Here is a 12,770-nt window from a genome sequence, read left to right as displayed (position 1 = left end):
TTAATGGATACTCAAAAAACCGCTAACCAGCCGAATATGCCAGTACGTGAGCCAAAATGGTCGTGGAAAAACGTAAAGAAAACTCTCGGTAAAGCTTACGCATTTTTCTACGGTAACCCTCCAGCCATTGTAGGTACTTTTTTACTTACGATTGTCTTAGCTGGGGCGTTATTTGCGCCTGTATTATCGACTCATAATCCAGAAAAGCGCGTAGCACGTCCACATATTGCACCAAGTTCTGAGCATATTATGGGCACTACTCGTAGCGGGCGTGATGTATATAGCCAGGTTCTATTTGGAGCAAGAAAGTCGCTTACTGTTGCGATCTCTGCGGGCGTAATCGCGATGACAATAGCAGTGCTCGTCGGGGTTTCATCTGGTTACTTTGGTGGAAAAGTCGATGAACGCTTGAACTTCGTTACTAACGTATTTCTTGTGTTTCCACAGTTGCCCTTGCTGATTGTTCTCGCCGCATTCTTAGGGCAGGTCGGTTCGCTGGTTATTACCGTGTTGTTAGGAATAACCTCCTGGCCTTGGGGAGCTAGGGTGATTCGTGCACAGACCATGGCAATTAGAAGCAAAGAATTCATCATTTCTGCAGAAGTTATGGGTGAATCAAAAATCCGCATTATTTTAGTAGAGATCTTACCAAACTTAGTTTCGATTGTTTTTGGCGGGTTCCTAGGCACGGTTATCTACGCAATGGGCTCTGAAGCTGGTCTAGGTATTTTAGGTTTAGGTGATGCAACAGAAGTGAGTTGGGGCTCTATGCTGTATTGGGCACAGACCTCTTCATCGTTATATACCGGAGCGTGGTGGGAAATGCTGGTTCCTGCATTGGCGTTAGCGATTACTGGTGGTGGACTCGCATTGATTAACATGTCAATTGACCAAGTGAGCAACCCTAAATTACGTACGGGCCCACACATCAAACTGTGGCACAAACTTAAAAAAGAAGCAGATAAACGCCGAGGCCTATAATGAGCAATCTATTAGAAATTAATAACCTGTGTGTTGATTACGTTTCTCCTAATGGCGTAGCAAGAGCCGTTAATGACGTTAGTATTTCCATTGCGCCCGGTGAAACGCTCGGTATTGCCGGTGAGTCTGGTTGCGGTAAAAGTACATTGGCTTTTGCTATATCACGCCTACACAAAGCACCAGCGCTTATCTCTGAGGGTGAAATACTCTACAAAGGGCAGGATGTTTTAAAGATGAATAACAAGCAGTTACGTGACTTCCGTTGGAATGACGTTTCTATTGTTTTTCAAAGCGCAATGAACTCACTTAACCCTGTCATTACCATCGGTGAGCAGCTAACGGACGTTATTCTAGCGCACAGAAAAATACCTTATAAACAGGCTCACGATCGTGCGGTCGAGCTGTTAGGAACGGTTGGGATTCATGGCGACAGAATGTCGAGCTTTCCCCATCAACTGAGTGGAGGTATGCGTCAGCGAGTTGTTATTGCGATTGCTTTGGCGCTGGAACCTAAACTGATCATCATGGACGAGCCAACAACGGCACTTGATGTAGTGGTTGAACGTGAAATCTTGAATGAACTGTATGAGCTTAAGAGTAAGTTTGGCTTCTCTATTCTGTTTATTAGTCACGACTTAAGCCTCATGGGCGAAATTGCTGATCGAATTGGCGTGATGTATGCGGGTAACCTTATTGAATTAGGTGATGCGAAAACGGTATTTAGTGAACCTAAGCATCCTTATACAAAAGGGCTTATCTCTTCATTCCCGACTATTCATGGGCCAAAAGAACGTCTCTACGGGATCCCTGGGAATCCTGTCAACCTTTTGGATACACCTCAAGGATGTAACTTCCAAGAGCGATGTGGCGAATGCATTTCAATGTGCATTAAAAGTGAGCCTCGTTTGGGCGCTATTGCGACTGGGCATCACGTATCTTGTCACCTAGTTTGAGCGAAAGATTATGAATACTTTAAAGAACGTTGATAAAAGCGAAGTTATCTTATCAGTTAAGAATTTGGTAAAAGATTTCCCACTTGGCCAGTCAGTCACAAGCAATATGATGCGAGCCGTAAATGATGTTTCATTTGATCTTCGTAAAGGAGAAGCATTAGCGATTGTTGGCGAATCTGGCTCAGGGAAAAGCACAGGAGCTCGAATTCTTACCCGAATTTACGATAAGACGGCTGGAGATATCGAATTCAAAGGTGAGCCTCTGTCTGATTATATTGAAAAATATGGTGAGCTTGAATATGCACGCCAAGTGCAAATGATTTTTCAAGACCCGTTTGGCTCGTTGAATCCTGTACATACGATTTACCACCATATTGCGCGACCATTACTTATCCATAAACGAGCAGAAAAAGAAGCGATTCCGAACCTCGTTTATGAATTGCTTGAAATGGTTGGGCTTACACCAGTTAAAGAGACCGCAGAGAAGTACCCCCATGAACTAAGTGGTGGACAACGACAGCGTGTCGCAATTGCACGCGCAATTGCTGTTAGCCCTGAAGTTATCCTAGCTGATGAACCTATCTCTATGCTTGATGTGTCTGTGCGGTTAGGAATCTTAAACCTAATGGCTGACTTGAAGGATAAGCATGGTATTTCGTTCATGTACATCACTCATGACATTGCGACAGCGCGTTATTTTGCTGAGAAAACGGCGGTGATGTATGTAGGACATATGGTCGAATGGGGCAATAGCGACAACGTCACTCAGAACCCACAACATCCGTATTCTCAGTTGTTGTTGTCAGCAGTGCCAGAAGTCGGTAAATCGGGCAAGCGTGACATGAACGTGAAAAAAGGCGATATCCCTTCTTGGAAGCCAAGTAGCGTAGGTTGCCCGTTCGCAAGCCGTTGTATGAAAGCCGATAAACTTTGCACGCAATCAATACCAGAACCGACTCAAATTGCAGAAGAGCATTTTGCTCGTTGTCATCATTTGTAAACTTTAAATCCTTTTTGAAACGCAAAAGAAAGCGCTTTCAAAGTTTAAGTGTAAGAATTTTTTGGAATTTTGATATGAAACAAGACTACAACTCAACACCAGAGGTCGATGGCAAGTTCGTTGATTTAGATGGTGAGCGTTACTACCAAATCTCTAATGTTGACCAAATGACGCCATTCTTTATTAGCGTTGTATCGTCGAGCGATCACTGGTTATTTATTTCATCAACAGGCAGCCTTTCAGCTGGACGCATTCGTCCGGAAAATGCGCTTTTTCCTTACAAGTCTGTTGACCATATTCATGAAAATGCGGAAAACACCGGCTCAAAATCCATCTTCCGTATTGAACATGGCGACAAGGTTGTACTTTGGGAACCGTTTAATACATTCCATGATGGTATTTTTGATGTTGAACGCAATCTTTATAAAAATACGATTGGAGACAAGATTGTATTTGAAGAGATAAACCATACTTTGCAACTACAGTTCCAATACAGCTGGAATACGAGTGAAAAATACGGCTTTATTCGTCGTTCAAAACTGACCAACCTCGCGAGCTTTGAGCGTAAAGTCGAAGCACTAGATGGCTTACAAAATATACTTCCTTCAGGCGCTCCGTTATCAGCTCTCCAAACAAGAAGTGCATTAGTTGATGCGTACAAGTGGAATGAACAAGTTGATGGTAGTTCATTAGCTCTGTTCAGCATGTACGCGAAATTGAGCGATAGAGCCGACCCTGCTGAATCTTTGCTAGCGACGACAGTCTTCAGCTTAGAAACGGAAAGCAGCCAAATTTTATTGACGAGTGCTCAAGTTAATGCGTTCAGAAAAGGTCGAGCGGTTAAAAGTGAACCTTTAACGAAAGGGGTTAGAGGGAGCTATTTAGTTCATAAGTCTCTGACGCTGCGAGCACATCAAACCAAAGTTTGGTCGATTGTCGCTGATATAGACAAGACTCATTCCGATATCTGTCAGCTTCAATCTGAGCTCTCTGTTCCTGCTAACCTAGCACTAGCTTTAGAAAAGAGCGTTGCAGATAATCAAGATGAATTGATCACATTAATGTCTGGCGCGGATGCGTGGCAAATAACAGCTGAAGAAAATACCAGCGTTCACCATTATGCCAATGTGTTGTTCAATAACATGCGTGGTGGCGTGTTTGAAAACGGCTATATGTTAGAAAAGGTTGACGTAGTTAAAACTATGGAAAAGGCCAACTCTCAGGTAGCTGGCCGCCATCAAGACTTTTTTGATCAGTTAGGGGATGTTTTCAGCCATTCTGAATTAGTTTCGCGCGCTAAAGCGACAGGGGATTCTCAATTAGTTCGATTGAGCTACGAGTATCTACCGCTTACTTTTGGACGTCGTCATGGTGACCCTAGTCGCCCTTGGAACCACTATGAGATTAAGCTTAAAGATGAAAATGGCGAACGCTTACTTTCTTATCAAGGCAACTGGCGTGATATTTTCCAAAACTGGGAAGCGATGGCTCTTAGTTATCCAGGGTTCATCAAATCATTCATCTCTAAGTTTGTTAATGCTTCAACGGTGGATGGTTACAATCCGTATCGAATTACTAAAGATGGTGTAGATTGGGAGCTGTTAGAGGCGGATGATCCTTGGAGTAACATTGGTTACTGGGGCGATCATCAAATCATTTATCTATTAAAATTCATTGAGTTAGCAGACAAATTTGAGCAAAGCGATCTTATCGAATTACTAGAGAGTGACATTTTTAGTTATGCCAACGTGCCTTACGAGCTTTGTGGAGTTCAAGGCCTCTTTGATAACCCTAAAGATACCGTAGAGTTCAACCAAGACTTGCAGGAATTGACAGAGCAACGTGTAAAGAGCTTAGGCAGTGACGGTCGCTTGTTGATGACGGGTGACCAAGAAGTTTATATGGTCAACTTAATGGAGAAGATACTCGTCCCTTTATTGGCGAAATTGAGTAACTTAGTGCTTGATGGTGGTATTTGGCTCAATACACAACGTCCAGAATGGAATGATGCAAACAACGCTATCGTTGGCAACGGCCTCTCAATGGTAACCTTGTACTACATGCGTCGCTATGTTGCCTTTATGCAGCGCCTGTTAGAGAAGTCACCATCGTCATACAGTATTTCCAAAGAAGTGTTTGAGTGGATGTCTTCTGTTACACAGATCGTTTCAGAGGCAAATACAGAGATTCGTCAAGATACGGTCACTCGTCAAACGCGTAAAGCAATGCTGACTAAGCTGGCTAAATCCGCTGCTAATTATCGTGAGCGCGTGTACCGAGTAAATGGATTCTCAGGGAAAACGAAAGTTGAGAAAGAAGCGATTGTTCAATTGATGGGCGCGAGCTTAAAAGTCCTAGATTCTACGATTGCAAACAACTTGCGTGAAGACGGTTTGTACAATGCGTATAACATCTTGAGTTGTTCTGGTGAGAGCTTAATGGTTGAAGAGCTTTACCCTATGCTAGAAGGGCAAGTTGCAGTATTGAGCTCGGGTCTATTATCATCTAAACAAGCGGTTGAGTTGTTGGATAAATTGTTTGCCAGTGACATGTATCGTGCTGATCAAAATAGCTTCATGCTTTACCCTGACCGTGAGCTGGCTTCTTTTATGGACAAAAACTGTTTAGACGCTAAAGACATTGACCAGAGCAAATTGTTAAGCATGATGGTTGTTGCCAAAGATAACCGATTAGTAAACCAAGACAGCAAAGGTTCTTACCACTTCAATTCAAGCTTTGAAAACAAAGGTTTCCTTCAGGCTGCGATTGATGAAATTAAAGCCGATTACCCGTCAATTAGTGATGATGAATTTTGTCATGTATCTAGTTTGTATGAGCGTGTATTCAACCATAAAGCCTTTACTGGGCGTTCGGGAACCATGTTTGGTTATGAAGGTTTAGGTTGTATCTATTGGCATATGGTTTCTAAGTTGCTGCTAGCTGTGCAAGAAAACTATCAGCATGCTTGGAGTATGGACTCTAATAGCCAGGAAACTCTTAAATTAGCGGATTACTATTACAAAGTGAGAGCTGGTATTGGTTTCAACAAAACGCCGGAAAACTACGGTGCGTTTCCGACGGATCCGTATTCTCATACGCCAAAGCACTCTGGAGCACAGCAGCCAGGGATGACAGGGCAAGTTAAGGAAGAAGTGATTACTCGTTTTGGAGAGCTAGGTCTAGAGGTCGTTGATGGCACAATTGTAATTAACCCTTCACTTCTTAGTCCTAAAGAGTTCTTACAAAAAGCGGCGACTTTTGACTGCCAAAATATTGAAGGACAAATGCAGAGCTTTATTGTTCAGGCTGGGCAACTGGCTTTTACTTACTGTCAGGTACCGTTTATTTACCAACTCAATGATGAGCCAACACAGGGTATTGAAGTTCAGTTTAAAGACGGAACAAGTGAGGCATTTGCATCGTTAACGCTAAACCATGAAATGGCTTCACAGCTCTTTTCTCGTAGTGGTCTTATTGAGAAAGTCGTTGTCGTGTTGTCAAAGCACCAGTTACTCTAATTCTAATTTAAAGTGAAATAAAAAGGCTCTAAGTGAATACTTAGAGCCTTTCTTTTAAGTGTAAAAAATGGGGTGCTTGATATACAAAAATCAAAGCTTAGCCACGGACTCTCTTACAATCAATGTCGGGGTTAGTTTGTGCTTCAATGGGTAGTCGCGTTTATTAATTAACGATAAAACACCTTTTGCAGCTTCTTCTCCCATCTCATGAACTGGAAAGTCGACCGTCGATAAGCGAGGACGAATATGCTGGCTATGAGTATCGTTATCGAAGCCTACGACTGAAAGGTCTCGCCCAATAATGAGGTTTCGCTCTGCTGCTACGTCATATACAGCAAGCGCGATGTTGTCATTTTGACAGAAAATCGCGGTGATCTCAGGGTCTCGGTCTAACAAGCGTCGCGCAGCTTCGTGGTTGCCTTGATGATCAAAGCGTCCCTCTACAAACAGCCCTGCGTCGTATTCGATACCGAACTCTAACAAGGCATTTCGATATCCTTGAAAGCGATCTCTACTATCAACTTTACTCAACTGGCCTGTGATACAAGCGACTTTTTTATGCCCATTTTCAAGTAAGTGCTTCGTTGCAAGGTAGCCACCAAGCTCATTATCAATGTAAATACAGCGATCAGAAATCTCAGGAATAAAACGGTTGAGAACAATCATTGTTTCACTGTCTTTCGCTATTTTGATCAGTTCGTCATCACTGAGCTTGTCTGAGTGAACAATGAGGCCATCCACAAGTTTAGATTGCAAAAACTGGATAGAATCGAGCTCTTTGGTTCGTGATTCCTGGCCACTTGTAACGATTAAGTGAATATTATTTTGGCGAACGGTATCTTCGGCTGTATGCATTAATGGTCCATAGAAAGGCCCATCAAGCGAACCAACTAGCATGCCAATGCTATTTGAACGACTGGAGGCTAGAGCTTGTGCAAACGCATTAGGCTTGTAGCCTAGTTGATCAATAGCTTTGAATACTTTTTCGCGATTGGCTTCCTTTACCGTAGGGTGACCATTTAATGCTCGTGAGACGGTTGATTGAGAAACTTGAGCAAGTTCAGATACTTCTTTAATGGTGATCAATGGTAGTGGCCTTATCTCTACAAGGAGTGAACTAAGCTATATTACCTTCGTGATCAATAAGAGCCTAGTAATCCAATGATTAATATTTAAAAACTCAGAACTGCTTAACGCTAAATTTGAAGGTTAAGCATACAAAGTAACGTCACGAATATTTCCATATACTCGTTCAAATATCAAGCAAGCGCTTTCTTTGTGTTGTAATAAAAGTGAATCTGTTTTTCTGAACTTCGTTGTAAGCTAGAAAAAACAGAAGCCTTAGAATAAAGGGATTCTAGGGTGTTATGCAGATAATCAGGTCAAAAAATTCTTGAGAATCTACACAAACCACAACGAATTTTAGCAAAATGTGAAACCCAACAAGAAAGCGCTTTCTTAAGGTGAGCGTTGTCTCTTTTTTGAACTATGCACTTTTATATACTCATTTTGAAACAGTCGTGCATGGCATATTGGGTCCATGCTCGCGGACTTATTCATTTATCGACTTTCTGTTATGGGCTCCGATATTACGTGTCGCCTGCTTAGAAAGTCGTGATACAAGGAGTTGTAATGCAAGATCTAACCAATCAGGTAAAGATATTAACGTCTTTTATTTCTGCCGCTTTGATGTCTGGCTGCACGGCGATAGAGCTGCCGGTATCCGAAAGTGCTGACTTAGCTCAAACTGAAAAAGCGATTGTGCTATCCCATGCTCCAGTTACTTTAAGTTCAGACTGGCAATTGGTGTGGGAAGACCAGTTTGAAGGCGAGCAAATAAATAAACGTAATTGGTCATTAGAAGTGAACTGTTGGGGAGGAGGGAACAATGAACAACAGTGCTACACGGATGATCCTAATAACGCATTTGTTAAAGATGGCTTTTTACACATTGTCGCGCTGAAGCAAAGTCATACTGGGCCTGACAATGCCGAAGGTACGATTGGCGGAGCAACTAAAACACTCCCTTATACTTCTGCGAGGCTAAGTACAAGAGACAAGCGTGACACCAAATATGGCCGTTATGAAATCAGAGCAAAGTTACCCGGTGGACAAGGTTCATGGCCCGCGATTTGGATGCTGCCAACCGACAATAAATATGGTACATGGGCTGCTTCTGGCGAAATCGATATTATGGAAGCGGTTAACCTAAACACACTTTCAGATGCGGCGGGAGCGAAAAATGATGCTCTAGAGAGCCGGGTCTACGGGACGTTACATTACGGACGAAATTGGCCAGACAATGTTTATAAAGGGCAAGCCGCGACATTGCCAAATGGTGTGAACCCTACTGAGGGCTTCCATACATACGCGATTGAGTGGGAAGAAGGTGAAATTCGTTGGTATGTAGACAATATTCATTACGCGACTCAAACTCAAGAGGGCTGGTACAGCCAATATGAAGCGGAAGAAGGGAAACTCATTAATGCGAGTGGAGCAGCTCCGTTTGATGAAAAGTTTCATTTGTTATTGAACTTGGCCGTCGGTGGGGCGTGGTCAGCAAACGCAAATGATAAAGGCATCGACGAAGGTTTGTTTCCGAAAACAATGCTAGTTGATTCAGTAAAGGTTTACCGTTGTAAGGTTGATCGTTGGAAAGGAAAAGGGTGTGCAAGTCGTTCTGAACATGCAATACAAGTGATAGGGCACGAAGCTCCAGAGATCTTAGCAACCGATGATAGTTATGCTGATGGACCAACGTTGGAGATTTTTACCGAAACTCTTAACGCAAGCTTGGCTTATGCAAGTTATGACCCATTGGATATTGTTGACTATCAAGAAGTGAGCGAACCAGATCGTGGAACAGTGCTACAAGTGAATAAGAATGAAGGATCAGGAAATATCTATTTTCGTTCTCCTGTAACGGATGTGACACATTGGCAAGAAACGGGTGAACTGGTCTTTGATTTGAAAGTTGAGAGTATGGCCGACGGGGTTGAACTACTGGTTAAGATGGACAGTGGCTGGCCGAAAACAAGTGACTATACCGTGCCGCTATCAGCAATGAATGAATGGAAGACGGTACGTATTCCAATAGCTGACATTTTAAAGAGAGACAACCGTTTTGCTGGTGGGAATCAGGCTGATCCAACAATGATCACTAACCTTTTAGTGTTTGAGCCTCAAGGAAAAATGAGTTTTAAATTAGACAATATGCGATTTGAAAAGTAAGCCTTTTAACTAAGGGGTTTGAATAAAAGTCTGAATATAAAGGGAACATACAATGTATGTTCCCTTTTTTATTTTGACGATTATTTGAGGAAGGCAATCGACGATGTATTCCGAAACAGGTTCTGAGTGATTGAACGGAGCAATTCGTCCTTAATATGTAAACAGTGACATTTTTCTTGGTTCCATGATTGTTCAAACAAAATACTTAACATCTTTATTTTTGTGACTCACGCATAAGAAAGCGCTTTCTTTGGTGGGGTTGATCACGGTTTATATTCACGAGATCGATTTATACTCTTTCCATACCAACTGAGCGGTTAGAGCCAATAAGATTAAGAGTGCATAGTGAATGTGGGCTTAGATTTGATCTTCTTTAAATCTGTTCGATTGGTTTTTTTAAGAAAAACAAAGAAAGCGCTTTCTTTTTGAAAGTATAATTTGGAACATGGAGTTATTATGAAACTTTCTAAGCTTACCCTTGCTTGTTTAGTCGCTACTGCTGGCTTGTCTACTGTACCTGCTGTACATGCCGAAAAATCGGATGGATTTGAATTTCACGGTTATTTCCGTGCTGGTGTTCTATTCAGTGAAAATGATGATTTTAAACGAGCAAAGTTCCCAGCATCTAAAGAGCGTTTAGGTCGATTGGGTGTTGAGTCGGATAGCCACTTTGAAGTTGCACTGCAGAAAAATTTTGAGAATGACGGTGGTCAGAAAATTCGAATCAAAACACGAGCAGCAGCCAACAATGCGGAATATGCAACCAACCAACTTGGTGCCAATGCCGATGCAACCAACAGCGAAATTGGTATGGCAGAAACTTTTGTCGAGTTTGAAGGTGTATCTGAAACCGGTGTTGTATGGGGTGGTAAGCGCTTTTATGGTAAAGATAATTACATCTTTATGACCGACTTTTTCTACACGGATATGTCAGGTACTGGTGTTGGTATTGAAGGTGTTGAGCTAGGTGGTAATAAGTGGGACTTTGCTTATATTGCAAGCGATGACTCTGGCGATACAAGTTTCTGGGGTGACAGCAACAACATCATGCATGCACTTCATGCTGGCGTGAACTTTGGCAGTGTTGAGCTTCACGCTATGGCTAAGTATATGCCAGACAATATGGTCGATTTAGGTTTTGGTAATGGCCCAGAAGCATTCGCTGAGAATGGCTATGAAATGACGGCAATTGTTCACACTGAGTCTGTCTTTGGGTTGTCAGATAAAGGTTTTACAAAATACATCGCGCAGGCTGGTAAAGGCTTAGGTTCAGGTAACCTTTTAGGCGGTACTCTTACGACTTACAACACGTACAAGCCTGGTAGCGACTATCAAAGTTGGTTAACGACAGGCACGGGCTGTGGTACGTCTTGTTTGAAGGCTGTTGATGAAAACGATGTATCGCTACGTGCTTTAGCATGGGGTGGGTACTTTTTTGAAAATGGTGTGAATATTTTCCACTCTCTTCAAACCCAGTACAACGATTTTGACAATGGTGACACAGACGGCTGGGTATCAGCAATGGTGCGACCAACGTTCCCAATTTCAGAAAACTTCTTTATCGCTACCGAAGCTGGTTACATGTACAACTACGAAGACCGTAATGGTGAGTCAAAGAATTCTTATGATTACAAGCTAACAGTAGCACCGACTCTAGTTGTGCACTCTGGCTTCGGTCCATCTCCAGAAATTCGCTTCATGGCATCTTACCTTGATGGTGAAATGCAAGATGGTACGGGTAAAGAGGGCGACTTTGTTGTAGGTATTCAAGCTGACATGTGGTGGTAGAATTTTTTACCTTCGGGTCTTAAGTGATATCGAGCATACCGGGGGAGTGGTATGACGGCCTTGCCTTTAGGGCGGGCAAGGTTCTCGATATCCTATTTATTGCAATAGTTGAGCTCTTTCCTAGCAGCACAAAGAGTTTCATTTTTATTGCTATGAGTCTTCCATATTTGAGTTTCGTTTCAAATGTGTTCTTGCCAAAGATACTCATCGACCGCTTCGAAAGGAGCGGTTTTTTTATGTGTGACATATCTAATCTTTTAAGGCTTAAGGCTTAAGGTTTAAGGGGGAAAGGGGGAAAGGGTTATGAGTTATGGGAAGAATGTTGCTTTCTAAATTCGCGAGGGCTGCATCCATTTTGGGCCTTAAAACATTTGGAGAAATAGTTGCTGTCAGAAAAGCCGCAAGACTCAGCAATGTGTTGGATGCTTTTGTTGTCGTTTAATAATAAGGATGCCGAGTGTCGAATTTGAAGGTCTTTGACGTATTGGTTTGGGGATGTATTTAAAAACTGCCTGAATAACCTTTCTAGTTGCCGCTTGCTGATATAGGCCGCTTGCGCAATGGTTTCTGTATCTAACCCTACTTCTTTGTAATGACGGTCAATATGTGCGAGAGCACGGCTCAATGCCAGGGTTGTTCTTGGTAAGCTATGGGTCTGTTCTTGATATCGCCGAGCAAGTTCTATCGCAAGTTGCTGCATTGTGCTCGTCAATATGATTTCAAACCCCTGTTCTGCGTTGTCGTATTCCGATTTGATTTGTTGTAGAAGTCCATTGATTCGTTTCAACTGAGAAAGTGATAACGTAAGCTTTGCTTGATATTCAGATGCTTGTCGAGCAATTGGTTCTACCTTGAAAAGCGCTTGATAACCTGGCATTTGACGCATTGAAGGGACCTCAAAAAAAGGCAATGCCGTATCAAACATCAAGTTTACAATCTTCAGTTTATTTACTTCACAAAATCCATGTTCAATATCCCCATTTATAACAAATACATCTCCTGTACTTAAAGGGTAAGTGTGGCTAGCTACCGTATGCTTTCCACTACCACTCACAACTAAGAAAAGTTCAGAAAAGTCATGGCTATGTTCGTCAAAGTCGAAATCGTGATGACCATCGACATAGGCAAATTTTATCTGAGGATATCTCTGATGACTTTGGAGTCTAAACTTGGTTTTCATGTCGCTATTTTACCTATTTCTGTCGCTTATTTGGTAGTTAAACGCCGTGGTTAAGATTACTATTTTTTGAACAAAGACAATATTAACTTTTAGAGCGAGAGGTCAAATTTTTGCTCTAA

8 protein-coding genes are annotated in these 12,770 nt (G+C 42.3%); 6 read left to right on the top strand and 2 right to left on the bottom strand.

What is annotated here, in order from left to right; translation table 11 throughout:
* Positions 1 to 3 precede the first annotated feature (3 nt).
* The 4 genes from AB4558_RS10950 (at position 4) to AB4558_RS10935 (ending at position 6,452) form a co-directional block, all read left to right on the top strand.
* Positions 4 to 981, top strand: a complete 978-nt coding sequence (locus AB4558_RS10950) for an ABC transporter permease (protein WP_371957688.1) — start codon at positions 4 to 6, stop codon at positions 979 to 981.
* Positions 981 to 1,934, top strand: a complete 954-nt coding sequence (locus tag AB4558_RS10945; protein ID WP_048659634.1) for an ABC transporter ATP-binding protein — start codon at positions 981 to 983, stop codon at positions 1,932 to 1,934. Before AB4558_RS10950 ends, AB4558_RS10945 begins: the two co-directional genes overlap by 1 nt.
* 10 nt (positions 1,935 to 1,944) lie before the next feature.
* On the top strand, positions 1,945 to 2,934 hold the full coding sequence (locus tag AB4558_RS10940) for an ABC transporter ATP-binding protein (RefSeq protein ID WP_372073323.1): 990 nt from the start codon (positions 1,945 to 1,947) through the stop codon (positions 2,932 to 2,934).
* Between the two features lie 74 nt (positions 2,935 to 3,008).
* Positions 3,009 to 6,452, top strand: coding sequence for a hypothetical protein (locus tag AB4558_RS10935; protein ID WP_372073321.1), 3,444 nt, complete (start codon positions 3,009 to 3,011; stop codon positions 6,450 to 6,452).
* A 90-nt stretch (positions 6,453 to 6,542) separates the two neighbouring features.
* Here the strand turns inward: AB4558_RS10935 and AB4558_RS10930 are convergent, their stop codons facing one another.
* A complete protein-coding gene (locus AB4558_RS10930) occupies positions 6,543 to 7,538 on the bottom strand; it encodes a LacI family DNA-binding transcriptional regulator (RefSeq protein WP_102319824.1) in 996 nt (331 codons plus the stop codon).
* A gap of 546 nt (positions 7,539 to 8,084) precedes the next feature.
* On the opposite strand from AB4558_RS10930, the gene AB4558_RS10925 reads away from it, so the two are divergent.
* Together AB4558_RS10925 and AB4558_RS10920 are read left to right on the top strand one after the other, a co-directional pair.
* Positions 8,085 to 9,683 carry a family 16 glycosylhydrolase gene (locus tag AB4558_RS10925; protein ID WP_372073319.1) on the top strand — a complete coding sequence of 533 codons (1,599 nt, stop codon included), beginning with the start codon at positions 8,085 to 8,087 and terminating at the stop codon, positions 9,681 to 9,683.
* A 456-nt stretch (positions 9,684 to 10,139) separates the two neighbouring features.
* Positions 10,140 to 11,471: a carbohydrate porin gene (locus AB4558_RS10920; RefSeq protein ID WP_017070688.1), complete on the top strand. Its 1,332-nt coding sequence runs from the start codon at positions 10,140 to 10,142 to the stop codon at positions 11,469 to 11,471.
* Positions 11,472 to 11,772: 301 nt separating this feature from the next.
* On the opposite strand, the gene AB4558_RS10915 is transcribed toward AB4558_RS10920, so the two are convergent.
* Positions 11,773 to 12,651 (bottom strand): helix-turn-helix domain-containing protein, encoded by an 879-nt coding sequence (locus AB4558_RS10915; protein ID WP_372073317.1) that lies wholly within the window; start codon positions 12,649 to 12,651, stop codon positions 11,773 to 11,775.
* Between the last annotated feature and the right edge of the window lie 119 nt (positions 12,652 to 12,770).

The sequence above is a fragment of the Vibrio sp. 10N.222.51.C5 genome (assembly GCF_041474575.1).
Lineage (GTDB): Bacteria > Pseudomonadota > Gammaproteobacteria > Enterobacterales > Vibrionaceae > Vibrio > Vibrio crassostreae_C.
This window is presented reverse-complemented; position numbering and strand designations above follow the sequence as displayed.

What these genes read in the sequence shown, in the direction of transcription:
- AB4558_RS10935 (WP_372073321.1), top strand. Translation starts at nt 3,009, where the DNA reads ATGAAACAAGACTACAACTCAACACCAGAGGTCGATGGCAAGTTCGTT.
- AB4558_RS10920 (WP_017070688.1), top strand. Translation starts at nt 10,140, where the DNA reads ATGAAACTTTCTAAGCTTACCCTTGCTTGTTTAGTCGCTACTGCTGGC.
- AB4558_RS10945 (WP_048659634.1), top strand. Translation starts at nt 981, where the DNA reads ATGAGCAATCTATTAGAAATTAATAACCTGTGTGTTGATTACGTTTCT.
- AB4558_RS10915 (WP_372073317.1), bottom strand. Translation starts at nt 12,651, where the DNA reads ATGAAAACCAAGTTTAGACTCCAAAGTCATCAGAGATATCCTCAGATA.
- AB4558_RS10950 (WP_371957688.1), top strand. Translation starts at nt 4, where the DNA reads ATGGATACTCAAAAAACCGCTAACCAGCCGAATATGCCAGTACGTGAG.
- AB4558_RS10940 (WP_372073323.1), top strand. Translation starts at nt 1,945, where the DNA reads ATGAATACTTTAAAGAACGTTGATAAAAGCGAAGTTATCTTATCAGTT.
- AB4558_RS10925 (WP_372073319.1), top strand. Translation starts at nt 8,085, where the DNA reads ATGCAAGATCTAACCAATCAGGTAAAGATATTAACGTCTTTTATTTCT.